At 54.2% G+C, this 24860-nt stretch carries 24 protein-coding genes and 2 tRNA genes; 25 read left to right on the plus strand and 1 reads right to left on the minus strand.

The window, feature by feature from the left end; all coding sequences use genetic code 11:
- Positions 1-40 precede the first annotated feature (40 nt).
- The 4 genes from JK231_RS04700 to nei are packed head-to-tail and all read left to right on the plus strand — an operon-like array spanning position 41 to position 3240.
- The gene (locus JK231_RS04700; RefSeq protein ID WP_034829137.1) at positions 41-769 is read left to right on the plus strand and encodes a DUF969 domain-containing protein; all 729 of its coding nucleotides are present in this window, start codon (positions 41-43) and stop codon (positions 767-769) included.
- Positions 769-1785 (plus strand): DUF979 domain-containing protein, encoded by a 1017-nt coding sequence (locus tag JK231_RS04705; RefSeq protein WP_211728098.1) that lies wholly within the window; start codon positions 769-771, stop codon positions 1783-1785. The genes JK231_RS04700 and JK231_RS04705 overlap by 1 nt, the downstream gene beginning before the upstream one ends.
- A 7-nt stretch (positions 1786-1792) precedes the next feature.
- Complete coding sequence (gene pcp, locus JK231_RS04710) at positions 1793-2440, plus strand: pyroglutamyl-peptidase I (RefSeq protein WP_211728099.1); 648 nt, start codon at positions 1793-1795, stop codon at positions 2438-2440.
- 11 nt (positions 2441-2451) lie between these two features.
- Complete coding sequence (gene nei, locus JK231_RS04715; RefSeq protein ID WP_097117417.1) at positions 2452-3240, plus strand: endonuclease VIII; 789 nt, start codon at positions 2452-2454, stop codon at positions 3238-3240.
- 77 nt (positions 3241-3317) lie between these two features.
- On the opposite strand, the gene JK231_RS04720 is transcribed toward nei, so the two are convergent.
- A complete protein-coding gene (locus tag JK231_RS04720) occupies positions 3318-4601 on the minus strand; it encodes a citrate synthase (RefSeq protein ID WP_034829145.1) in 1284 nt (427 codons plus the stop codon).
- Between the two features lie 590 nt (positions 4602-5191).
- On the opposite strand from JK231_RS04720, the gene sdhC reads away from it, so the two are divergent.
- The 21 genes from sdhC to JK231_RS04825 all read left to right on the plus strand — a co-directional run bounded on the left by sdhC (position 5192) and on the right by JK231_RS04825 (position 24858).
- A complete protein-coding gene (gene sdhC, locus JK231_RS04725; protein WP_176505733.1) occupies positions 5192-5623 on the plus strand; it encodes a succinate dehydrogenase cytochrome b556 subunit in 432 nt (143 codons plus the stop codon).
- Entirely contained in the window at positions 5617-5964 is a 348-nt protein-coding gene (gene sdhD, locus JK231_RS04730) for a succinate dehydrogenase membrane anchor subunit (RefSeq protein WP_058962135.1), read from the plus strand. The genes sdhC and sdhD overlap by 7 nt, the downstream gene beginning before the upstream one ends.
- Complete coding sequence (gene sdhA / locus JK231_RS04735) at positions 5965-7731, plus strand: succinate dehydrogenase flavoprotein subunit (protein WP_097117416.1); 1767 nt, start codon at positions 5965-5967, stop codon at positions 7729-7731.
- Positions 7732-7745: 14 nt separating this feature from the next.
- Positions 7746-8462 carry a succinate dehydrogenase iron-sulfur subunit gene (locus JK231_RS04740; RefSeq protein WP_034829149.1) on the plus strand — a complete coding sequence of 239 codons (717 nt, stop codon included), beginning with the start codon at positions 7746-7748 and terminating at the stop codon, positions 8460-8462.
- Positions 8463-8671: 209 nt separating this feature from the next.
- A complete protein-coding gene (gene sucA / locus JK231_RS04745) occupies positions 8672-11479 on the plus strand; it encodes a 2-oxoglutarate dehydrogenase E1 component (RefSeq protein ID WP_211728100.1) in 2808 nt (935 codons plus the stop codon).
- A gap of 15 nt (positions 11480-11494) precedes the next feature.
- A complete protein-coding gene (gene odhB, locus JK231_RS04750) occupies positions 11495-12715 on the plus strand; it encodes a 2-oxoglutarate dehydrogenase complex dihydrolipoyllysine-residue succinyltransferase (RefSeq protein ID WP_034829152.1) in 1221 nt (406 codons plus the stop codon).
- A 61-nt stretch (positions 12716-12776) separates the two neighbouring features.
- Complete coding sequence (gene sucC, locus JK231_RS04755) at positions 12777-13943, plus strand: ADP-forming succinate--CoA ligase subunit beta (RefSeq protein ID WP_097117414.1); 1167 nt, start codon at positions 12777-12779, stop codon at positions 13941-13943.
- Positions 13943-14818, plus strand: coding sequence for a succinate--CoA ligase subunit alpha (sucD, locus tag JK231_RS04760; RefSeq protein WP_034829155.1), 876 nt, complete (start codon positions 13943-13945; stop codon positions 14816-14818). The genes sucC and sucD overlap by 1 nt, the downstream gene beginning before the upstream one ends.
- A gap of 702 nt (positions 14819-15520) precedes the next feature.
- The gene (cydA, locus tag JK231_RS04765; RefSeq protein WP_097117413.1) at positions 15521-17092 is read left to right on the plus strand and encodes a cytochrome ubiquinol oxidase subunit I; all 1572 of its coding nucleotides are present in this window, start codon (positions 15521-15523) and stop codon (positions 17090-17092) included.
- Between the two features lie 11 nt (positions 17093-17103).
- Entirely contained in the window at positions 17104-18243 is a 1140-nt protein-coding gene (gene cydB / locus JK231_RS04770; protein WP_058962354.1) for a cytochrome d ubiquinol oxidase subunit II, read from the plus strand.
- A 15-nt stretch (positions 18244-18258) separates the two neighbouring features.
- Positions 18259-18372 (plus strand): cytochrome bd-I oxidase subunit CydX, encoded by a 114-nt coding sequence (gene cydX / locus JK231_RS04775; protein WP_058962355.1) that lies wholly within the window; start codon positions 18259-18261, stop codon positions 18370-18372.
- Entirely contained in the window at positions 18372-18665 is a 294-nt protein-coding gene (gene ybgE / locus JK231_RS04780; RefSeq protein ID WP_211728101.1) for a cyd operon protein YbgE, read from the plus strand. The genes cydX and ybgE overlap by 1 nt, the downstream gene beginning before the upstream one ends.
- Before the next feature lie 196 nt (positions 18666-18861).
- The gene (ybgC, locus tag JK231_RS04785; protein ID WP_038648188.1) at positions 18862-19266 is read left to right on the plus strand and encodes a tol-pal system-associated acyl-CoA thioesterase; all 405 of its coding nucleotides are present in this window, start codon (positions 18862-18864) and stop codon (positions 19264-19266) included.
- A complete protein-coding gene (gene tolQ, locus JK231_RS04790) occupies positions 19263-19949 on the plus strand; it encodes a Tol-Pal system protein TolQ (protein WP_034829162.1) in 687 nt (228 codons plus the stop codon). The genes ybgC and tolQ overlap by 4 nt, the downstream gene beginning before the upstream one ends.
- 13 nt (positions 19950-19962) lie before the next feature.
- Positions 19963-20391, plus strand: a complete 429-nt coding sequence (gene tolR / locus JK231_RS04795) for a colicin uptake protein TolR (protein ID WP_034829164.1) — start codon at positions 19963-19965, stop codon at positions 20389-20391.
- Positions 20392-20416: 25 nt separating this feature from the next.
- Positions 20417-21679, plus strand: coding sequence for a cell envelope integrity protein TolA (tolA, locus tag JK231_RS04800; protein WP_211728102.1), 1263 nt, complete (start codon positions 20417-20419; stop codon positions 21677-21679).
- Positions 21680-21794: 115 nt separating this feature from the next.
- Positions 21795-23090: a Tol-Pal system beta propeller repeat protein TolB gene (gene tolB / locus JK231_RS04805; protein WP_160832594.1), complete on the plus strand. Its 1296-nt coding sequence runs from the start codon at positions 21795-21797 to the stop codon at positions 23088-23090.
- A 64-nt stretch (positions 23091-23154) separates the two neighbouring features.
- Positions 23155-23670 carry a peptidoglycan-associated lipoprotein Pal gene (gene pal / locus JK231_RS04810; protein ID WP_160832593.1) on the plus strand — a complete coding sequence of 172 codons (516 nt, stop codon included), beginning with the start codon at positions 23155-23157 and terminating at the stop codon, positions 23668-23670.
- Between the two features lie 9 nt (positions 23671-23679).
- Positions 23680-24489, plus strand: a complete 810-nt coding sequence (gene cpoB / locus JK231_RS04815) for a cell division protein CpoB (RefSeq protein ID WP_058962357.1) — start codon at positions 23680-23682, stop codon at positions 24487-24489.
- Positions 24490-24654: 165 nt separating this feature from the next.
- Positions 24655-24730 (plus strand) — tRNA-Lys (locus tag JK231_RS04820).
- Positions 24731-24782: 52 nt separating this feature from the next.
- A tRNA-Lys gene (locus JK231_RS04825) sits at positions 24783-24858 on the plus strand.
- Positions 24859-24860: the final 2 nt, after the last annotated feature.

Below are 24860 nucleotides of genomic sequence, written 5' to 3' on the forward strand. Positions count from 1 at the left end.
GATCTGTATCGGGCTTTTTATTTCTGATGAGGGGAAAAACATGGATAACGTGGTCAATCTCTGGCCGTTACTCGGCATTGCCGCCATCGTTCTGGGATTCGTGTTGCGCTTTAACCCGGTGCTGGTGGTGATTGTTGCCGGTTTTGTGACCGGCCTGGCCGCCCATCTGCCGCTGGCCGATATTCTGGAGAAACTTGGTTCCGGCTTCCTGAACACCCGCAACTTGCCGCTGATTTTGCTGCTGCCGCTGGCCGTGATCGGTTTGCTGGAGCGCCACGGTTTGAAGGAGCGCGCACAAAGCTGGATCGCGCAGATCAAAACCGCGACGGCGGGCCGTTTGCTGATTGTCTATCTGTTCGTGCGTGAAATCACCGCAGCACTCGGTTTAACCAGCCTCGGAGGTCATCCGCAGATGGTGCGTCCACTGCTGGCACCGATGGCAGAAGGCGCCACAGAAAACCGCTATGGTGAAGTGCCCGATGAAGTGCGCCATCGCTTGCGCGCCATGTCGGCAGCCACCGATAACGTCGGGCTGTTCTTTGGTGAAGATATCTTTGTCGCATTCGGCGCGATTATCTTCATGCACAACTTTATGCAGGAGTCGGCAGGCATTAGCACCGAGCCGCTGCATATCGCCTTGTGGGGTATTCCCACCGCACTCTGTGCCTTCCTGATCCATTCGGCGCGACTGGTGCGCCTTGACCGCCAGCTGGCGCGTGAATTGGGTGCCATTAATCAGCAGGCGTTGCACGCCAAAGGCGGGAAATAATGTTTCAGCAACAATATCTGATGTGGCTGGCAGGGGTGATCCTGCTGGTGGTCGCCGTTCTCTCCTGGCGTGATGCGGCTAACCCAAGACGCTTTACGACCGGTTTATTCTGGGCGCTGTATGGCCTGATGTTCCTGATTGGTGATGGTGCTTATCAACTAATGGGGCAGTGGGCAGGCGATGCCGCTGCGGGTAAACGCATGCTGCACATTGGCGTCGGCGTTGCGGTGGTGTTGATGGCGTTAATTGCCGGTTTCGGCGGCGTGCGCCTCGGCAGCTATCATCAGCGCAGCGATCAGCAGAAACGCGAAAGTGCACAGCGTCTGCGTAATAAGCTGTTTTTACCCGCGCTGGCGATTCCGGTGGTCACCGTGATTGGTGTGCTGGCGTTTAACAACATCCCGGGTTTGCAAGATGCTGTGTTTGGCCCGGGTAATCATTCAACGTTGGTGACCCTGTTCTCGATGATGGTCGGCTGCGTGCTGGGCTGGATCATCGCGCTGCAAATCACCCATGAAAAACCGCTGCAGTCGATGCAGGAAACTCGCCGCCTGCTGGATGCAGTGGGTTGGGCATTTATTCTGCCGCAAATTCTTGCCACGCTTGGTCTGTTATTCACCAGCGCGGGCGTCGGCACTGCGATTTCACATCTTACTGAACAGTATCTGGCAGTGGACAATCGCCTGATTGCGGTTGCGGTGTATGCGATTGGCATGGCGCTGCTGACCATGGTGATGGGTAATGCGTTTGCCGCCTTCCCGATAGTGACGGCTGGCATTGGGATTCCTATTCTGGTGCTGCAACACGGCGGCAATCCGGCGGTCATGGCGGCAATTGGCATGTTTTCTGGCTATTGCGGCACCTTGATGACGCCGATGGCGGCGAACTTCAACATCGTACCCGCGCGCTTACTGGAGTTGCCGGATCGAAACGGGGTGATCAAGGCTCAGGTGCCAACCGGTGTGCTACTGTTGGTGGTAAACGTATTCCTGCTCTACTTCCTGATGTTCTTATGAGGTCGCAATGAAAACGGTATTGATGACGGCGTTTGAGCCGTTCGGTGGCGAAACCATTAACCCTTCATGGGAAGCGGTGCGCAGTTTTGACGGTAAAGAGATTGCCGGAGCCCGAATTGTGGTGCGCCAGCTACCCGTGGTGTTTGCCACCTGCGGAAAGGTGCTAACGCAAGCGCTGGATGAGATTCAACCTGACCGAGTATTGTGCGTGGGCCAGGCCGGTGGGCGTGTTGATATCACCGTCGAACGTGTGGCGATCAACGTGGATGATGCGCGTATTCCCGACAACGATCAGCAGCAGCCGATCGACCAGCCCATCGTGATGGATGGACCTGCCGCCTATTTTTCCACCTTACCGATTAAAGCGATGGTTGCAGCACTGCGCAAAGTGGGTGTGCCGGCCTCGGTATCGCAAACGGCCGGGACATTTACCTGTAACCACGTGATGTACAGTCTGTTGCACTGGCTGAAGACCACCAACAGTCCGGCGCGCGGGGGCTTTATTCATATTCCCTATATGCCAGAACAGGCGGTGAACCATCCCGGCGTCGCCAGTATGGCGACGGCCAGCGTGATCCTGGCGCTGGAAACCTCGTTGCAGGTGATGCTGAGCACTGAAAATGACATCCGCGTGGTCGGTGGATCGACGCATTAACAGGAGACGTTATGCCTGAAGGACCGGAGATCCGCCGTGCGGCGGATCAACTGGCAGCGGCGATGGAAGGCAGGCCACTCACTGATGTGTGGTTTGCCTTTCCTGAACTGAAAACCTACGAACCGGCACTAATGGGTGAAACCATTACGGCTTTTGAAACACGTGGCAAAGCACTGCTGACGCATTTTTCGAATGGCTTAATTCTCTATAGCCATAATCAATTGTACGGCGTGTGGCGTGTGGTGCCGACCGGCACTGAACCCAACACTTCGCGGCAGTTGCGCGTACGGCTGGCAAACGCCGAACAGACCATCCTGCTCTATAGCGCTTCGGATATTGAACTGCTCAATGCAGATACCGTCGGCGCACATCCCTTTCTGCAGCGCGTGGGGCCTGATGTGCTCGATGCCACTTTAACGGTGGCAGAGGTGCGTGAGCGGCTGCTATCGCCGCGTTTTCGTCGCCGTCAGTTCAGCGGATTGTTACTCGATCAGGCCTTTCTGGCGGGATTGGGTAACTATTTGCGTGTGGAGATTTTATGGCATGCCGGATTGCTGGCGTCGCATCGGGCGCAGGATCTCACTGAGGCACAGCTCAATGCATTAAGTGAGGCGATGCTGGCGGTGCCACGTTTGTCGTATCAGATGCGCGGCAGTATGAAGAAATACCATGCCGATGCGGCGTTTCGCTTTGAGGTGTTTCATCGCCAGGGCAAGAGATGTCGGCGCTGCGGCACGCTGATTGAGAAAGGCACGCTATCGTCGCGGCCATTTTACTGGTGCCCGGGATGTCAGTTTTGACCCCATAATGCGAACAATAAAAAAGCTGCCATCTCAATGAAATGGCAGCCTTTCTTTCACACTCATTTAGCTGTGGGTTACTTTTTCAGCGCCGAGTTAAATGGACGCTCGGTGTAACCGGTATACAGCTGACGTGGACGCGCAATCTTCATGCCTTCGTCGTGCATCTCTTTCCAGTGTGCAATCCAACCCACGGTACGCGCCATCGCGAAGATAACGGTAAACATGGAAGAAGGAATACCCATCGCTTTCAGAATAATGCCAGAGTAGAAATCGACGTTTGGATAGAGTTTACGCTCGATGAAGTACGGGTCGTTCAGCGCGATATGTTCCAGCTCCATCGCCACTTCCAGCAGGTCATCTTTCATACCCAACTCATTCAGCACTTCGTGACAGGTTTCACGCATCACGGTGGCGCGAGGGTCATAGTTTTTGTAAACACGGTGACCGAAGCCCATCAGACGGAACGAATCGTTTTTGTCTTTCGCGCGACGTACGAATTCTGGGATGTGCTCAACGGTGCTGATCTCTTCCAGCATACGCAGGGTAGCTTCGTTGGCGCCACCGTGTGCCGGTCCCCACAGTGAAGCGATACCCGCAGCGATACAGGCAAATGGGTTTGCACCAGAAGAACCGGCGGTACGCACGGTTGAGGTAGAGGCGTTCTGCTCATGATCAGCATGCAGAATCAGAATACGGTCCATGGCGCGTTCCAGCACCGGGTTCACTTTGTACTCTTCACACGGTGTGGCGAACATCATATGCAGGAAGTTGCCTGCGTAGGACAGGTCGTTACGTGGGTAAACGAACGGCTGGCCAATCGAATATTTGTAGCACATCGCTGCCATGGTCGGCATTTTGGACAGCAGGCGGAAGGCAGCGATTTCACGGTGACGTTCAATGTTGACGTCTAAGGAGTCGTGATAGAACGCCGCCAGGGCGCCAGTGACACCACACATGACCGCCATCGGATGCGAGTCGCGGCGGAAGCCATGGAACAGTCGGGTGATTTGCTCGTGGATCATGGTGTGGCGGGTAACGGTGGTGCGGAATTCTTCAAACTGGGCTTGGGTCGGAGCTTCGCCATTCAGCAGGATGTAACACACTTCGAGGTAGTTGGAGTGGGTTGCCAGTTCGGAAATCGGGAAGCCGCGGTGTAACAGAATGCCTTCATCACCATCAATAAAAGTGATTTTAGATTCGCATGACGCAGTAGAGGTGAAACCGGGATCGAAAGTGAACAGGCCGTGATTGCCAAGTGTGCGGACATCAACAACGTCTTGTCCCAGCGTACCTTGCATCACATCCAGTTCAACGGAAGCATTATCTTGTAGGGTTAGCGTCACTTTTTTATCTGTCATTTTTCGTCTCCATAGCGCCTTAGTAGGTAAGGATCTTAGACACCAGAATAGCCTTCATGTTGTATAAAACCACAATCTTCACAGTATCACTCTGCGGTAACGTTTGTCGTGCAGGGTTACAGGGAGATGTATTAGGGCCAGTCGGTGGCGTTCGGGCATGACATGCTGAACAGCGCGGATGTTAAAGATCCTGTCACGACATAACTTCTTGGTAACCAATAACCTGATGCTTTGTGTTGCTCGTAAAGGCAATGTTACATAACTTGAGCTTAGGGGAAAGTGTATCCCCATAACTTTTGTGCATCATAGGGCTTTAATGCGTTTGTTTGTAACTGAAATGTTGATCTTTTGTCAAATCAGATAATTAAAAATGTATAAATTGTGAAATTCGTGAGTCGGATCACTGTTCAGCCTAAATGTGACCAAAGAGATTGTAGGGGAATTGTAATCAGAATGTGATCCTCCTATACTGCCGCCAGGTCTCCGGAATACCCTGACACCAGGAGCCACCCAGCGTTTTTTTCGCTTCACTTAACACTGGATGTTGCTTTTTTGGTGGCGGTTGCAGTCTGAACACGCGCTGTGCTCTGATGCGACTCAGGTCCGGAGGAAGCAAAATAAAAAAGAGCTGTGTGGGCAAAACCGTGAAAAAACAAAGACCTGTTAACTTGGATCTCTCGACGATCCGGTTTCCCGTTACTGCAATATCGTCCATTCTCCACCGCGTCTCCGGCGTGATCACCTTTGTCGCTCTCGGAATACTGCTCTGGTTACTGGGTCTCTCTCTCTCTTCTCCTGAAGGCTTCCAGCAAGCGGCTTCCATCATGGACAGCTTCTTCGCCAAATTCATCATGTGGGGCATCCTGACTGCGCTGGCGTACCACGTCGTGGGCGGTATTCGTCATATGCTGGCTGATTTTGGCTTTATGGAAGAAACCCTGCAGGTGGGAACCCGTTCCGCGCAAGCGGCTTTTGGTATCACTGTCGTGCTCTCAATTTTGGCTGGAGTCCTCGTATGGTAAGCAATGCTTCTGCATTAGGACGCAACGGTATTCATGACTGGCTGTTACTGCGTGCTGCTGCAATCTTAATGACGCTCTACATCATCTACCTCCTTGGTTTTGTGGTGATGACCGGCACCCTGACCTATGACGCCTGGCACGGCTTCTTCGCCTCTGCCTTCACGAAAGTGTTTACGATACTGACGCTGTTCTCGATTCTGGTCCACGGCTGGATTGGTATGTGGCAGGTCCTGACCGACTACGTTAAACCAGTAGCAACCCGCTTGCTGCTGCAGTTTGTGATTGTGGTCGCGCTGTTGTCGTATGCCGTTTATGGAATCGTTGTTGTGTGGGGTGTGTAAATGAGTTTGCCAGTCAGAGAATTTGATGCCGTGGTGATCGGCGCGGGTGGCGCGGGAATGCGCGCGGCTCTGCAAATCTCCCAATCGGGCCAGACTTGTGCCCTGTTATCCAAAGTTTTCCCAACCCGTTCTCATACCGTATCGGCGCAGGGCGGTATTACCGTTGCGCTGGGTAACACCCATGAAGATAACTGGGAATGGCATATGTACGATACCGTCAAAGGCTCCGACTATATCGGTGACCAGGACGCGATCGAGTATATGTGTCACGTCGGTCCGGAAGCGATTCTGGAACTGGAACACATGGGTCTGCCTTTCTCCCGTCTTGATGACGGCCGCGTATATCAGCGTCCGTTTGGTGGTCAGTCGAAGAACTTCGGCGGTGAGCAGGCGGCGCGTACCGCTGCGGCAGCCGACCGTACTGGTCACGCACTGCTGCATACCCTGTATCAGCAGAACCTGAAAAACAAAACCACCATCTTCTCCGAATGGTATGCGCTGGATCTGGTGAAAAATGAAGACGGTGCGATTGTCGGCTGTACCGCTATCTGCATGGAAACCGGTGAAACCGTTTACTTCAAAGCGAAAGCGACCATTCTGGCAACGGGCGGTGCAGGCCGTATTTACCAGTCCACCACTAACGCGCACATCAACACCGGTGACGGCGTAGGTATGGCGCTGCGTGCCGGTGTGCCGGTGCAGGATATGGAAATGTGGCAGTTCCACCCAACCGGTATCGCCGGTGCGGGTGTGCTGGTCACTGAGGGTTGCCGTGGTGAAGGTGGATACCTGCTGAACAAACACGGCGAACGCTTCATGGAGCGTTATGCGCCAAACGCCAAAGACCTGGCAGGTCGTGACGTGGTCGCACGCTCCATGATGGTGGAAATTCGTGAAGGCCGTGGTTGTGACGGTCCATGGGGCCCGCACATCAAGCTGAAACTCGATCATCTGGGCGCAGAAGTTTTGGAATCGCGTCTGCCGGGTATCCTTGAGCTGTCGCGTACCTTTGCGCACGTCGATCCGGTTAAAGAGCCGATTCCGGTTATTCCAACCTGCCACTACATGATGGGCGGCGTGCCGACCAAAGTGACCGGTCAGGCGCTGCGCGTGAACGAGCAGGGTGAAGACGAAGTGATTCCGGGCCTGTTCGCGGTAGGCGAAATTGCTTGTGTATCAGTACACGGCGCTAACCGTCTCGGCGGTAACTCGTTGCTCGACCTGGTGGTATTTGGCCGCGCGGCGGGTGTGCACCTGCTGGAGTGTCTGGAAGAGCAGGGTGAACTGCGCGAAGCCACGCAGGAAAACATTGATGCCGCCATGGCGCGCTTCAACCGCTGGGAAAACAACACCACGGGTGAAGATCCGGTTGAAATCCGTAAAGCGTTGCAGCGTTGCATGCAGAACAACTTCTCGGTATTCCGCGAAGGTGATGCGATGCGTGAAGGTCTGGAAGAGCTGAAAGTGATTCGTGAACGTCTGAAGTCAGCGCGTCTTGATGACCGTTCGCCAGATTTCAACACCCAACGTATCGAGTGCCTTGAGCTGGATAACCTGATGGAAACCGCGTACGCCACGGCGGTCGCTGCAAACTTCCGTACCGAAAGCCGTGGCGCACACAGCCGCTTCGACTACCCGGAACGTGATGATGCTAACTGGCTGTGTCACAGCCTCTATGTTCCGCAAACGGAAAGCATGACGCGCCGTGAGGTGAACATGCAACCGAAACTGCGTGCGGCCTTCCCGCCGAAAGCGCGTACCTACTAATTGCGGAGATCATCATGAGACTCGAATTTTCTATCTATCGTTACAACCCGGAAGTCGATGACAAACCGCGTATGCAGGAATACACGCTGGAGTCAGAAGACGGTCGTGACATGATGTTGCTGGACGCGCTGATCCGTTTGAAAGAGAAGGACCCGACGCTGGCCTTCCGTCGCTCATGCCGTGAAGGGGTGTGCGGTTCTGACGGCCTCAACATGAACGGTAAAAATGGTCTGGCCTGCATCACGCCAGTCTCCGCGCTGGGTAATGGCACGAAGAAAATTGTTATCCGTCCACTGCCTGGTTTGCCGGTGATCCGCGACCTCGTCGTTGATATGGGACAATTCTATACGCAGTATGAGAAGATTAAGCCTTTCCTGTTGAATAATGGGGAAAATCCGCCAGCACGCGAGCATCTGCAGACCCCGGCAGACCGTGAGCACCTGGATGGATTGTACGAGTGTATTCTGTGCGCTTGCTGCTCAACCTCGTGCCCATCGTTCTGGTGGAACCCGGACAAGTTCATCGGTCCGGCAGGTTTGTTAGCCGCTTACCGTTTCCTGATTGACAGCCGCGATACCGAAACCGATGCGCGTCTGGACAATCTGAACGATGCTTTCAGTGTATTTCGCTGTCACAGCATCATGAACTGTGTGAGCGTGTGCCCGAAAGGACTAAACCCGACGCGCGCTATCGGCCATATTAAGTCGATGCTGCTGCAACGCGGGGCGTAACACACTGAAGTCACTGTCCGGGAACTTAAGGTTCCCGGCAGTTTACGGAAGCCTTTATAAGCGCGGTACTGACCACGCTTATAAAGGTTCCCTTACGGGCCAGGCGCCGGTTGCGCACAGGTTCGTATCGCTGAACTCACTACGGCAAGCCGCGAAAGCGGCAACAAATGAAACCTCATAAAAAGCAGATTAATGCTTAAGGGATCACAATGCAGAACAGCGCGATGAAACCCTGGCTGGACTCCTCCTGGCTGGCCGGCGCGAACCAATCCTACATAGAGCAACTCTATGAGGATTTCCTGACCGATCCTGACTCAGTTGATGAAATGTGGCGCGAGCTGTTCCAACAGCTGCCCGGCACTGGCGTGAAACCTGAGCAGTTTCACTCCACCACGCGTGATTACTTCCGCCGCCTGGCAAAAGATGCGACCCGCTACACATCCTCAGTCACCGATCCGGCTACTAATTCCAAACAGGTTAAAGTGCTGCAGCTGATCAATGCGTTCCGCTTCCGCGGCCATCAGCACGCTAACCTCGATCCGCTCGGCCTGTGGAAACAGGATCGGGTGGCGGATCTTGACCCTTCTTATCACGATCTCACCGACGCCGATTTTCAGGAAAGCTTTAACGTAGGTTCCTTTGCCATTGGTAAAGAGACCATGAAGCTGGCTGATCTGTTCGCGGCGCTGCAGCAGACCTATTGTGGCTCGATTGGTGCAGAGTACATGCACATCAACAACACCGATGAGAAACGCTGGATTCAGCAGCGTCTGGAATCGGTGGTCGGCCATGCGTCATTCAGCAGCGACGAGAAAAAAGGTTTCCTGAAAGAGCTGACCGCGGCTGAAGGTCTGGAAAAATACCTCGGCGCGAAATTCCCGGGTGCAAAACGCTTCTCACTGGAAGGCGGTGATGCTCTGGTGCCGATGCTGCGCGAAATGATTCGCCATGCAGGCAAAAGCGGTACGCGTGAAGTGGTACTGGGGATGGCACACCGTGGTCGTCTCAACGTCCTGATCAACGTACTGGGTAAAAAGCCACAGGATCTGTTTGACGAATTCTCCGGCAAACACAAAGAGCACCTCGGCACCGGCGACGTGAAGTACCACATGGGCTTCTCGTCTGACGTTGAAACCGAAGGTGGTTTAGTGCACCTGGCGCTGGCGTTTAACCCGTCACACCTCGAAATCGTAAGCCCAGTGGTCATGGGTTCGGTGCGTGCACGTCTGGATCGTCTGGCTGAGCCAGGCAGCAACAAAGTTCTGCCGATCACCATCCACGGTGATGCGGCGGTGATCGGCCAGGGCGTGGTGCAGGAAACCCTGAACATGTCTGCGGCGCGCGGTTACGAAGTGGGCGGTACCGTTCGCATCGTGATTAACAACCAGGTAGGTTTCACCACCTCGAACCCGAAAGATGCGCGTTCAACGCCTTACTGCACCGACATCGGCAAGATGGTGCTGGCGCCAATCTTCCACGTGAATGCGGACGATCCAGAAGCGGTGGCCTTCGTGACTCGCCTGGCGCTGGATTATCGCAACACCTTTAAACGCGACGTGTTTATCGATCTGGTGTGCTACCGCCGTCACGGCCATAACGAAGCGGATGAGCCAAGTGCAACCCAGCCGCTGATGTACCAGAAAATCAAGAAACATCCAACGCCACGTAAGATCTACGCCGATCAGCTGGAGAGCGAAGGTGTGGCGACGTTAGAAGATGCGACTGAACTGGTCAATCTCTACCGTGATGCGTTGGATGAAGGCGAATGCGTGGTGCCAGAATGGCGTCCGATGAGCCTGCACTCCTTCACATGGTCGCCGTACCTGAACCACGAGTGGGATGAAAACTATCCTGCCACGGTTGAGTACAAACGCCTGCAAGAGCTGGCGCGCCGCATCAGCAGCGTACCGGAAGCCGTCGAAGTGCAGTCGCGCGTGGCGAAGATTTACAATGACCGTAAAGAAATGGCGGAAGGCAACAAGCCATTTGACTGGGGCGGCGCGGAAAACCTGGCGTACGCCACGCTGGTTGACGAAGGTATTCCTGTCCGTCTGTCGGGTGAAGACTCCGGCCGTGGCACCTTCTTCCACCGTCATGCGGTGATCCACAATCAAACCAACGGCTCAACCTACACCCCACTGCACCATGTCCATAACGGCCAGGGTCAGTTCAAGGTCTGGGATTCCGTGCTGTCAGAAGAAGCGGTACTGGCCTTTGAATACGGCTATGCCACCGCAGAACCGCGCGTGCTGACCATTTGGGAAGCGCAGTTCGGCGACTTCGCCAACGGTGCTCAGGTGGTGATCGACCAGTTCATCAGCTCCGGCGAGCAGAAGTGGGGCCGTATGTGTGGCCTCGTGATGCTGCTGCCACACGGTTATGAAGGTCAGGGGCCAGAGCACTCCTCTGCGCGTCTGGAGCGCTATCTGCAACTCTGTGCTGAACAGAACATGCAGGTATGCGTGCCATCAACGCCAGCACAGGTTTACCACATGCTGCGCCGCCAAGCGCTGCGCGGTATGCGCCGTCCGCTGATTGTGATGTCACCGAAATCGCTGTTGCGCCATCCACTGGCGGTCTCCAGCCTGGAAGAGCTGGCCAATGGCAGCTTCCAACCGGCGATTGGCGAGATTGACGATCTGGATCCGAAACAAGTGAAACGCGTGGTGATGTGTTCCGGTAAGGTTTATTACGATCTGCTGGAACAGCGTCGCAAGAATGAGCAGACCGATGTTGCCATCGTGCGTATCGAACAGCTCTATCCGTTCCCGCACAAAGTAGTGCAGGACGTATTGAAAAATTATGCGCATGTGCAGGATTTCGTCTGGTGTCAGGAAGAGCCACAGAACCAGGGCGCATGGTATTGCAGTCAGCATCATTTCCGCGAAGTGGTTCCCTTCGGTGCGTCACTGCGTTACGCAGGTCGTCCGGCTTCTGCTTCACCAGCCGTGGGCTACATGTCCGTACATCAACAACAGCAGCAAGACCTGGTTAACGACGCGCTGAACCTTGGTTAATTAAAAGGAAAGAAAATGAGTAGCGTAGAAATTCTGGTTCCCGATTTGCCTGAATCCGTAGCGGATGCAACGGTTGCAACCTGGCACAAAAAACCCGGCGATGCGGTCAGTCGCGATGAAGTACTGGTTGAGATTGAAACGGACAAAGTTGTGCTTGAAGTGCCTGCTTCAGCAGACGGTGTACTGGAAGCGATTCTGGAAGACGAAGGCGCTACGGTGCTCTCGCGCCAGCTGTTAGGCCGCCTGGTGGAAGGCAACAGCGGTGGTAAAGAGACCTCTGCGAAAGTAGAAACGAAAGAAGCGACACCAGAACAGCGTAAAACCGCGTCTCTGGAAGAAGAGAGCAACGATGCGCTGAGCCCAGCGGTTCGTCGCCTGATCGCTGAAAACAACCTCGACGCGAGCCAGATTAAAGGCACCGGTGTGGGTGGTCGTCTGACGCGTGAAGATGTTGAGAAGCATGTCGCGAAGAAAGCTGACGGCGCGAAAGCGGCGCCTGCAGCAGCGGCCGCGGCACCACAGGCTGCTGTGGCTAACCGCAGCGAAAAACGCGTACCAATGACGCGTCTGCGTAAGCGTGTGGCTGAGCGTCTGCTGGAAGCGAAAAACAGCACCGCGATGCTGACCACCTTCAACGAAATCAACATGAAGCCGATCATGGATTTGCGTAAGCAGTACGGCGACGCGTTTGAGAAACGTCACGGTGTGCGTCTGGGCTTCATGTCCTTCTACATCAAAGCGGTGGTTGAAGCCCTGAAACGCTATCCAGAAGTGAACGCTTCTATCGATGGCGAAGATGTGGTTTACCACAACTACTTCGACGTCAGCATCGCGGTGTCTACGCCGCGCGGCCTGGTAACCCCAGTGCTGAAAGATGTTGATGCGCTGAGCATGGCTGACATCGAGAAGAAAATTAAAGAACTGGCGGTGAAAGGCCGTGACGGTAAGCTGACGGTTGACGAGCTGACCGGCGGTAACTTCACCATCACCAACGGCGGTGTGTTCGGTTCCCTGATGTCTACGCCGATCATCAACCCACCGCAGAGCGCGATTCTGGGCATGCACGCGATCAAAGAGCGCCCGATGGCGGTCAATGGTCAGGTTGTGATCCTGCCAATGATGTATCTGGCACTCTCTTATGACCACCGTCTGATCGATGGTCGCGAATCCGTGGGCTATCTGGTCGCGGTGAAAGAGATGCTGGAAGATCCGGCGCGTCTGCTGCTGGACGTCTAATTTTCGCCGGGCGCATCGCACAACGGGGCGCCCAAACTCATATCTGAATGGATAGAACATCATGAACTTACATGAATACCAGGCGAAGCAGTTGTTTGCTCGCTATGGCATGCCAGCTCCAACTGGTTACGCCTGCGCTACGCCACGTGAAGCAGAAGAAGCCGCCTCTAAAATTGGCGCAGGTCCGTGGGTAGTAAAATGTCAGGTACATGCCGGTGGCCGCGGTAAAGCGGGTGGCGTGAAAGTGGTGAACAGCAAGGAAGATATCCGTGCATTTGCTGAGCATTGGTTGGGCAAGCGTCTGGTGACCTACCAAACTGATGCTGATGGCCAGCCGGTAAACCAGATTCTGGTTGAAGCCGCGACTGACATCGACCAGGAACTGTATCTGGGTGCGGTCGTTGACCGTGCTACCCGTCGCGTGATCTTCATGGCTTCCACCGAAGGCGGCGTGGAAATCGAGAAAGTGGCGGAAGAAACCCCGCACCTGATCCACAAAATGGCATTGGATCCGCTGGCCGGACCTCAGCCATACCAGGGTCGTGAGTTGGCGTTCAAACTGGGCCTGTCCGGTAAGCAAGTTAGCCAGTTCACCAAAATCTTCATGGGTCTGGCGACCATGTTCCTGGAACGCGACCTGGCGATGGTTGAGATCAACCCGCTGGTGATCACCAAGCAGGGCGACCTGATCTGCCTCGATGGCAAACTGGGCGCAGACGGTAACGCACTGTTCCGTCAGCCTGAGCTGCGTGAAATGCGCGATCCAAGCCAGGAAGATCCACGTGAAGCACATGCAACACAGTGGGAACTGAACTACGTTGCGCTGGATGGCAACATCGGCTGTATGGTGAACGGTGCCGGTCTGGCAATGGGTACCATGGACATCGTGAAACACCACGGTGGCCAGCCAGCTAACTTCCTTGATGTCGGCGGCGGCGCGACCAAAGAGCGCGTAACCGAAGCCTTCAAAATCATCCTGTCTGACGATGCCGTTAAAGCGGTATTCGTTAACATCTTCGGCGGCATCGTGCGTTGCGACCTGATCGCAGACGGCATCATCGGTGCAGTTGCAGAAGTGGGTGTGAACGTGCCAGTAGTGGTACGTCTGGAAGGTAACAACGCCGAGCTGGGCGCGCAGAAACTGGCCGACAGCGGTCTGAACATCATTGCAGCAACCAGCCTGACAGACGCTGCGCAGCGTGTTGTTGCTGCCGCGGAGGGTAAATAATGTCCATTCTTATCGACAAAAACACCAAAGTCATTTGCCAGGGTTTCACCGGTGGCCAGGGGACTTTCCACTCTGAGCAGGCTTTGGCCTATGGTACGCAGCTGGTTGGCGGTGTCACGCCAGGCAAAGGCGGCACCACGCATCTGGGTCTGCCAGTGTTTAACACCGTGCGTGAAGCGGTAGAAGCCACAGGCGCAACTGCCACTGTGATCTACGTTCCAGCTCCGTTCTGCAAAGACGGTATCCTGGAAGCCATCGACGCAGGCATCAAACTGATCATCACCATCACCGAAGGTATCCCAACGCTGGATATGCTGACCGTGAAAGTGAAGCTGGATGAAGCTGGCGTGCGCATGATTGGCCCGAACTGCCCAGGTGTGATCACCCCAGGCGAATGTAAGATCGGTATCATGCCAGGTCACATTCACCAGCCAGGTCGCGTAGGTATCGTGTCTCGTTCAGGCACCCTGACCTATGAAGCGGTTAAGCAGACCACTGACATCGGCTATGGCCAGTCAACCTGCGTCGGTATCGGTGGTGACCCGATCCCAGGTTCAAACTTCATCGATATCCTGAAAATGTTCCAGGATGACCCACAGACCGAAGTGATCGTCATGATCGGTGAGATCGGTGGTAGCGCGGAAGAAGAAGCCGCAGCCTTCATTAAAGAGCACGTGACCAAGCCGGTTGTCGGCTACATCGCGGGTGTAACTGCACCGAAAGGCAAACGTATGGGCCACGCAGGCGCCATCATTGCTGGTGGTAAAGGCACCGCTGACGAGAAATTCGCCGCGCTGGAAGCGGCCGGTGTGAAAACCGTACGCAGCCTGGCTGACATTGGCGACGCTGTTAAAGCCGTTCTGCCAATCAAATAAGTCATCACTGTTGATGTGCATGAAGCCACCTTCGGGTGGCTTTTTTTATGTCTGGAAGAGAGGGATAGCCAGTGGCAACAGCGCCCTGTGCAGAGGCACACAAAAAGCAGGGAAAAACCGTAACGGAGATACAATCTGCGGCTATGCTTACTGAGTTGGTAAGGTAAAGATAGGAAAATGTGCGTGATCTCACAGGGGAAATTAAACCTGAGTATCCGGTATTAACGTTAAAAAAATACAGGAGAAGTAATTATTTCCTTAATTGCATCACGCGTTCATGACAACTAATTAACAACAACGCTAACACTACATATCTGAAAAATTATTGTCTTAATCCAGATCAATAAAGCGTGAGATATAACAAACTTTACTGCTGGCATCACGCACGACAAACGGTATAAATTGCGCTGCATCAATTCAGTCTTTTCCGCGAATTTTCAGGAGTTTGAGCCAGGCGTTGTTAGCGCAATTCTGCCGCCTTCTTGCATCACACTCCTGCTCGAAACAGATTGAAGCGATCGGTTTTTCGGGAAATTTTCACCACTGTTACTCACTCATTTCGGGCTACAGATTTCTCTGTTCTGTCAGTAATAAAACTGGAATCAATAATCAGTCGTTCCTGGATCTTATTCTGCACGTCAATGTTCGCTGTTTATCGTTGTCAGCCGCAGAGTAAATTCATGCGAGGAGCAAGGAGTCATCATGTTAGATATTGTCGAGCTGTCGCGTTTACAGTTTGCCCTGACGGCGATGTACCATTTCCTGTTCGTCCCCTTAACGCTGGGTATGGCGTTTTTGTTGGCGATCATGGAAACCGTATATGTCCTGACGGGTAAGCAAATTTATAAAGACATGACCAAGTTCTGGGGCAAGTTGTTCGGTATCAACTTTGCGCTGGGTGTCGCAACCGGTCTCACCATGGAGTTTCAGTTCGGGACCAACTGGTCATATTACTCCCACTATGTCGGCGATATCTTTGGTGCGCCGCTCGCCATTGAAGGCTTGATGGCGTTCTTCCTTGAATCCACCTTTGTTGGTCTGTTCTTCTTCGGTTGGGATCGCCTTGGCAAAGTCCAGCACCTGGCGGTAACCTGGCTGGTTGCGCTCGGTTCTAACATGTCTGCGCTGTGGATTCTGGTGGCGAATGGTTGGATGCAGAACCCGATCGCTTCTGAATTCAATTTCGAAACCATGCGCATGGAGATGGTGAGCTTCTCCGAGCTGGTGCTCAACCCGGTTGCGCAGGTGAAATTTGTCCACACTGTGGCGGCAGGTTACACCGCTGGCGCGATGTTCGTGCTGGGTATCAGTGCCTGGTATCTGCTGAAAGGCCGCGATGTGGCTTTCGCTAAGCGCTCATTCGGTATTGCAGCCAGCTTTGGCATGGCCGCGATTCTGTCCGTTATCGTGCTGGGTGATGAATCCGGTTATGAAATGGGTGACGTGCAGAAAACCAAACTGGCGGCAATTGAAGCCGAGTGGGAAACGCAGCCTGCACCTGCGGCCTTCACGCTGTTTGGTATTCCCGATCAGGATTCGCAGGAGAACAAGTACGCGATTCAAATCCCGTATTTGCTCGGGCTGATCGCGACGCGATCGGTGGATACACCGGTCACCGGTCTGAAAGATCTGCTGTCGCAACATGAAGTGCGTATCCGCAACGGCATGAAAGCCTACGCGTTGCTGAATGAACTGCGCGCGGGCAGCAAAGATCCTGCGGTGCGTAGCCAGTTCGAAGCCAGCAAACAGGATCTCGGTTATGGCTTGCTGCTGAAGCGCTACACCCCGGATGTGGCGAATGCGACTGAAGCGCAGATTCAGAAAGCGACACAGGATTCGATTCCACGTGTGGCACCGCTCTATTTCGCCTTCCGCATCATGGTGCTGTGTGGCGTGCTGCTGCTGGGCATTATTGCTCTGTCATTCCTAAGCGTGATTCGTAACCGCATTGGCAAGAGCCGCTGGCTGCTTAAGGCGGCACTGTACGGTATTCCGCTGCCATGGATTGCCATTGAATCGGGCTGGTTTGTTGCTGAGTACGGTCGTCAGCCTTGGGCGATTGGTGAAGTGTTGCCAACCGCCGTAGCGAACTCCTCACTGACCGTTGGCGATCTGCTGTTCTCAATGATTCTGATTTGCGGTCTCTACACCATTTTCCTGGTGGCGGAAATGTACCTGATGTTCAAGTTCGCCCGTCTGGGACCCAGCAGCCTGAAGACTGGCCGCTACCATCATGAGACCGTGAAAGCGGCTGCTCAGCCCGTTCGTGGATAAGGAGAGCAACCATGTTTGATTATGAAGTATTGCGCTTTGTCTGGTGGTTGCTGATTGGCGTGCTGCTAATTGGCTTTGCGGTTACCGACGGGTTTGATATGGGGGTCGGTATGCTGACGCGCATCCTTGGCCGTACCGATACCGAACGACGTATCATGATTAACAGCATCGCCCCGCACTGGGACGGCAACCAGGTATGGCTGATCACCGCGGGTGGCGCGCTGTTTGCTGCCTGGCCGATGGTCTACGCTGCGGCGTTTTCAGGCTTCTATGTGGCGATGATTCTGGTACTGGCTTCCTTGTTCTTCCGTCCGGTGGGTTTTGACTACCGTTCGAAGATTGAGGACATGCGCTGGCGCAACACCTGGGACTGGGGCATTTTCATCGGCAGCTTTGTACCACCACTGGTGATTGGCGTGGCCTTCGGCAACTTGCTGCAGGGCGTACCTTTCCATGCGGATGAGTATCTGCGTCTGTTCTACACCGGTAACTTCTTCCAGTTACTCAATCCGTTTGGCTTGCTGGCGGGTGTGATCAGCGTCGCGATGATCCTGACACAGGGTGCGACCTATCTGCAGATGCGTACCAACGGCGATCTGCACCTGCGAGCGCGCGGCACCGCGCAAATCAGTGCGCTGGTGATGATGGTGTGCTTCGTATTAGCCGGTGTGTGGGTGAAATACGGAATTGATGGCTATGTGGTGAAAAGCGTCATCGATCATCACGCTGCATCCAACCCGCTGGGCAAAGAAGTGGTGCGTGAAGCCGGTGCGTGGATGGTGAACTTTGAACAGACGCCAATCCTGTGGCTGTTCCCGCTGCTTGGCGTGGTGCTGCCGCTGCTGACCGTGCTCTGTTCGCGCATGGAGAAGGGCGCCTGGGCGTTTGTCTTTTCTTCATTGACGCTGGCATGCGTCATCATGACTGCAGGCATCGCGATGTTCCCGTTCATTATGCCTTCCAGCACCGTGCCGGGCACTAGCCTGACCATGTGGGATGCCACCTCAAGCCTGCTGACGCTGAAAGTGATGACCTTCGCCGCCATCATCTTTGTCCCGATTATCCTCGCCTATACCGCGTGGTGTTATTACAAGATGTTTGGCCGTATCACCAAAGAACACATTGAGAGCAATACGCACTCCCTGTACTGATTAAGGAGATTGAGCATGTGGTATTTTGCCTGGATTCTTGGCACTTTGCTGGCCTGTGCGTTTGGCGTGATCACGGCGCTGGCGATTGAGCAAGCAGAAGAGAGTGGCGCAAAGGATAAACAACACTGATGCGCACACTGATTCAGACGCTGTATCGTCTGATGGACAAGGGCCCGTTACGGGCCCTTTCGCTGATACTGGCGCTGTGGCTGGCGGGCTGTGTTATCTGGCAACCGTCACGCTTTGCCGCCCGCACGAGCGACTTAGCCATCTGGCATGGATTATTGATGATTTGGGCGGTGTGCACCGGCGTGATTCATGGTACGGGCTTCCGTCCATTGCAAACGCGCTGGCGAGCCGTGTTTTCACCGTTGCCTGCGATGATCGTACTGATTCTGGGAATCTATTGGTACTATCATTGAGCCCCCAAGGCTGTTTTTTATCCGCTTTATTCGGGCGCTGACGTGAGTTTATGTCAGCGCCTGGTCAAGAAATATCCTGAAATTCCTTCCAGTTGTTAACGTGTGATAATTATTTTCTCCTGGCTCTGGCGGACCATTCCCAAGCCGATCTCACTTGCGTATAGTAGCAACGTTTAAAATGAGACCGGGATGTAGAGTGAGTACAACGCTGTTTCGCTGGCCGGTTAGGGTCTATTACGAAGACACCGACGCCGGTGGTGTGGTTTACCACGCCAGTTATCTTGCTTTCTATGAACGAGCACGTACCGAGATGTTGCGCCAGCACCATTTCAATCAACAAGCCCTGTTAGAAGAACAGGTGGCGTTTGTGGTACGACGCATGACGATAGACTTTGTTGCCGCAGCACGTCTTGACGATCTTCTGGATATCCAGAGTGAAGTGACCGCCATGACTCGCGCCACCATGACCTTCTCGCAGCGTATCGTGAATGCAGAAGGCAAAGTGCTGAATGAAGCAGAAGTCCTGATTGCCTGCATCAACCCACATCTAATGAAGCCGATTGCGCTTCCCAAGTCTATTGTCGCGGAGTTCAAGCAGTGACTGACATGAATGTTCTTGATTTGTTCCTGAAGGCGAGCCTTCTGGTCAAACTTATCATGTTGATTTTGATCGGCTTTTCTATTGCCTCATGGGCGATCATTATTCAGCGCACGCGCATCCTGAATGCGGCGGGTCGCGAAGCCGAAGCCTTTGAAGATAAGTTCTGGTCAGGCATCGAATTATCGCGCCTGTATCAGGAAAGCCAGGGACGCCGCGATGAGCTGGGCGGATCTGAGCAAATTTTCTATTCGGGCTTCAAAGAGTTTGCCCGTTTGCACCGTGCTAACAACCACGCGCCAGAAGCGGTGGTCGAGGGAGCCAGCCGTGCGATGCGCATCTCAATGAACCGTGAACTGGAAGCGCTGGAAAACCACATTCCTTTCCTTGGCACCGTTGGTTCCATCAGCCCGTATATCGGTCTGTTCGGTACGGTGTGGGGGATTATGCACGCCTTTATCGCGCTTGGCGCGGTGAAACAGGCGACGTTGCAGATGGTTGCGCCGGGTATTGCCGAAGCGCTGATCGCCACTGCCATCGGTTTGTTCGCGGCCATTCCTGCCGTTATGGCGTATAACCGTCTGAACCAGCGCGTCAACAAGCTGGAGCAGGGCTACGACAACTTTATGGAAGAGTTCACGGCTATCCTGCATCGTCAGGCTTTCTCCACCGACAACACGAAGTAAGTCGAGGTTAACGATGGCCAGAACCCGTGGTCGCGGGCGCCGCGACCTTAAGTCGGAAATCAACATAGTTCCACTGCTGGACGTACTGTTGGTGTTGCTGCTCATCTTTATGGCAACTGCGCCGATTATTACGCAAAGCGTGGAAGTGGACCTGCCTGATGCGACCGACTCGAAAACGGTCTCAACGGATGATAATCCCCCGGTCATTGTTGAAGTGGCTGGCGTCGGGCAATACAGCCTGGTGGTGGATCACGATCGTATGACGCAGCTGCCGCCGGAACAGGTGGTGAGCGAAGCACAGCGTCGCATTGAAGCCAATCCGAAGACGGTGTTCCTGATTGGTGGAGCGAAAGACGTGCCTTACGACGAAATCATCAAGGCGTTGAACCTGTTACATCAGGCAGGCGTGAAATCTGTCGGTTTGATGACACAGCCGATTTAAAGCGAACCGTTTTTGGGATCCGAGAGTGTCGAAGGTAACCGAGCAGAACGACAAGTTAAAACGCGCGATAATCATTTCGGTGATTCTGCACATCGTGCTGATCGCCCTGCTGATCTGGAGCTCGTTTAACGAAAAGATCGAATCCAGCGGCGGTGGCGGCGGCAGTGACATTGATGCCGTGATGGTCGATTCCGGCGCGGTGGTTGAACAGTACAACCGCCAGCTGAATCAGCAACGCGACAGCCAACGTGCTGAACAGCAGCGCCAGAAACAATCACAGCAGCAGGCTGAAGAGTTACAGCAGAAGCAAGCCGCTGAGCAGCAGCGTCTGAAAGAGCTGGAAAAAGAGCGTTTGCAGGCGCAGCAGGAAGCCAAAGAGCAGGCCAAACAGCAAGCTGAGCAACAGAAAGCCGCTGAAGCGGCCGCGAAGCAGGCGCAGGATCAGCAGAAAGCTGCAGAAGCGGCTGCCGCAAAAGCTAAGGCCGACGCCAAAGCTGAAGCGGATGCGCAAGCTAAAGCGGCGGCAGATGCCAAAGCCAAAGCGGTAGAAGAGGCGAAGCAGGCTGCAGCGGACGCGAAGAAGAAAGCGGACGAACAGGCCAAAGCAGCGGCTGCTGAAGCGGCGAAAGAGAAAGCGGTAGAGCAAGCCAAAGCCGCCGCCGAAGCGAAAGCGCAAGCTGCCGCAGAGGCCAAAGCGCAGGCTGCAGCTGATGCGAAGGCGAAAGCCGCTCAGGAAGCCAAAGAGGCTAAAGAGCAAGCTGCCGCAGAAGCAAAAGAGAAAGCCGCTGAGGCAGCGAAAGAGAAAGCGGCTGCCGATGCGAAAGCGAAAGCTGATGCAGCAGCCAAAGCGAAAGCAGCCGCAGATGCTAAAAAGAAAGCCGCTTCTGAAGCTGCCAAGAATGAAAGTGATGTTGATGACCTGTTAGGTGGTCTCTCGTCCGGTAAGAATGCACCGAAAAGTGGCACGGCTTCTGGCGGTGCGGCAGGGCAGGGGAATCAGAAGAAAGCGGGTGCATCAGGCGCTGAGATTAACTCTTACATGGGACAGGTCGTTGGTGCGATTCAAAGTCGCTTCTACGATGCGGATACCTTTAAGGGTAAAGAGTGTAATCTGCGTATTAAATTGGCACCTGACGGTTTGCTGATTGATGTCAAAGCAGAAGGTGGCGACCCGGCATTGTGCCAGGCCGCAATCACCGCCGCGAAGCAGGCTCGAATTCCTAAGCCGCCATCGCAAGCGGTGTATGAAGTGTTTAAAAACGCCCCAATGCGTTTCAAACCGGAATAATGCAGTAACTCACGGCAGGTTGAACTAAGGTTAGCTTGCCGTAATTTATGAACACTCGTGTTTTTCAGGAACTGTGCGAATTATCGTGGACTCAGGTTCAGATAAGGGAGAAAAGATGAAGCAGGCACTTCGTGTAACCTTAGGTTTTTTTGTACTGCTGTGGGCAGCCATGCTGCACGCAGAAGTGCGCATTGAAATTACGCAGGGCGTGAACACCGCACGTCCAATTGGTGTGGTGCCGTTCAAATGGGCTGGCCCAGGCGCGGCGCCAGAAGACATTGGCGGCATCGTCGCGGCTGACTTGCGCAATAGCGGTAAATTCAACCCGCTGGATCGTTCACGTCTGCCACAGCAGCCGACTAGCGCGCAGGAAGTGCAACCTGCTGCCTGGAGCGCATTGGGTATTGATGCGGTTGTCGTGGGCCAGGTCACGCCAAACCCGGACGGTAGCTACCAGATCGCTTACCAGCTGGTGGACACTGGCGGTGCACCGGGCACGGTGCTGGCGCAGAACTCTTACAAAGTCACTAAGCAATGGCTGCGTTATGCAGGCCACACTGCCAGTGATGAAGTGTTTGAGAAGCTGACGGGTATCAAAGGCGCATTCCGTACGCGTATTGCTTACGTGGTGCAGACCAACGGCGGTCAGTTCCCGTATGAGCTGCGTGTGTCCGACTACGATGGCTACAACCAGTTTACCGTGCATCGTTCACCTGAACCGCTGATGTCTCCGGCCTGGTCTCCAGACGGCAGCAAAGTGGCTTACGTGACCTTTGAGAGCGGCAAATCGGCGCTGGTAGTGCAAACGCTGGCAAACGGTGCGATTCGTCAGGTCGCTTCTTATCCACGTCACAACGGTGCACCGGCCTTCTCGCCGGACGGCTCTAAACTGGCGTTCGCGCTGTCTAAAACCGGCAGCCTGAACCTGTATGTGATGGATTTGGCTTCTGGCCAGACGCGTCAGGTGACCGATGGTCGCTACAACAGCACCGAACCGACCTGGTTCCCGGACAGCCAGACACTGGCTTACACTTCGGATCAGGCAGGTGCGCCTCAGATTTATAAGATTGGTATTAACGGCGGTGCGCCACAACGTATTACCTGGGAAGGTGCGCAGAACCAGGATGCGGATGTGTCAACTGACGGCAAAACCATGGTGATGATCAGCAGCGCCGGTGGCGCTCAGCATGTCGCCAAACAGGATCTGGTAACGGGAGCCGTTCAAACAATAACGGACACGTTCCTGGATGAGACGCCAAGTCTGGCGCCTAACGGCACGATGGTAATCTATAGCTCTACTCAGGGGATGGGTTCCGTGTTGCAGTTGGTTTCAACAGATGGGCGTTTCAAAGCGCGTCTTCCGGCAACCGATGGACAGGTCAAATTCCCTGCCTGGTCGCCGTATCTGTAATGCATGAGTCCCCTGCATAGCGGGGGATGACAATGTATAGCAAACAAAATAATAGGATAAAGAAATGCAACTGAACAAAGTGCTGAAGGGTTTGATGCTGGCTCTGCCGGTAATCGCGGTAGCTGCATGTAGCTCGCACAAAAACAACAACAACGACCAGACTGGTATGGGCGCAGACAACGGCGCTTACGGTGCTGGCCAGAACGGTAACATGTCTTCTGACGAGCAAGCGCGTCTGCAGATGCAGCAGCTGCAGCAGAACAACATCGTTTACTTCGGTCTGGATAAGTACGACGTGTCTTCTGACTATGCTCAGATGCTGGATCAGCACGCTAACTTCCTGCGTGGCAACCCGTCTTACAAAGTGACCATCGAAGGTCATGCGGATGAGCGCGGTACTCCAGAGTACAACATCGCCCTGGGCGAACGTCGTGCTAACGCCGTTAAAATGTACCTGCAGGGTAAAGGCGTTTCTGCTGACCAGATGTCTATCGTTTCTTACGGTAAAGAAAAACCAGCTGTACTGGGTCATGACGAAGCGGCTTACGCTAAAAACCGTCGTGCCGTACTGGTTTACTAAGAGCATTACATGATGAGTAACTTCAGACTTCATCTATTGAGTCTGTCGTTACTGGTTGGCGTAGCGGCCCCCTGGGCCGCTAATGCCCAGGCGTCAATCAGTAGCGTTGGCTCAGGCTCGGTCGAAGACCGTGTCACCAATCTTGAACGTATCTCCAATGCCCAGGCTCAGCTTCTGCAGCAGTTGCAGCAGCAGATGAGTGACAACCAAAGCGATATCGATTCGCTGCGCGGCCAAATCCAGCAGAACAGCTATCAACTTAATCAGGTGATTGAGCGCCAGAAGCAGCTCTATCAGCAGATCGATACGTTGAGCAGCGGTAATGCGGGGGCACAGGCGAGCGGTGGCGGTGATGCCGCAGCGGCGGGCGCAGGTGCAGCAGCGGGAAACGCTGATGCAGGTGGTAGCAATGCCAGTGGAAGTTCCGCTGCCCCTGCACAAACCGGCGATGCGAATACCGATTACAATGCGGCAGTTGCGCTGATTCTTGAGAAGAAACAGTTCGATCAGGCCATCACGGCCCTGCAGGCGTGGGTGAAGAAGTATCCTGACTCCACCTACCAGCCCAATGCCAATTACTGGCTCGGTCAGTTGTATTACAACAAGGGCAAGAAAGATGATGCCGCTTATTATTTTGCCACTGTGGTAAAGAATTACGCGAAATCGCCGAAAGCCCCGGAAGCGCTGTTTAAGGTTGGCGTGATCATGCAAGAGAAGAACGATACGGCGAAAGCTAAAGCGGTCTATCAACAAGTGATCAAACAATTCCCGACCAGCGAATCTGCCAAACTGGCGCAAAAGCGTCTGGCTGGGATGTAATTTGTGCAGCAGAGACCGGATTTCGTATGATTTCTGGTCTTGCAGCATGAAAGGTAAGCAATTGAGTGATTTGGTGATAAATAAGGGTTGCGCCCTCCCGCTAAATCAGTAATATATGCCGCCGTTGCCCGGGCAGTTTAACAAAGCGTCCGGCAGCCTGAAGATGGGTCGTTAGCTCAGTTGGTAGAGCAGTTGACTTTTAATCAATTGGTCGCAGGTTCGAATCCTGCACGACCCACCATCTTAACCTGCTGTATGTTAGATGTTTTCTTCAGAAGCTTCACAACCTTGATGGGTCGTTAGCTCAGTTGGTAGAGCAGTTGACTTTTAATCAATTGGTCGCAGGTTCGAATCCTGCACGACCCACCATC

Source organism: Pantoea sp. JGM49 (genome assembly GCF_018257655.1).
Classification (GTDB): domain Bacteria; phylum Pseudomonadota; class Gammaproteobacteria; order Enterobacterales; family Enterobacteriaceae; genus Pantoea; species Pantoea communis.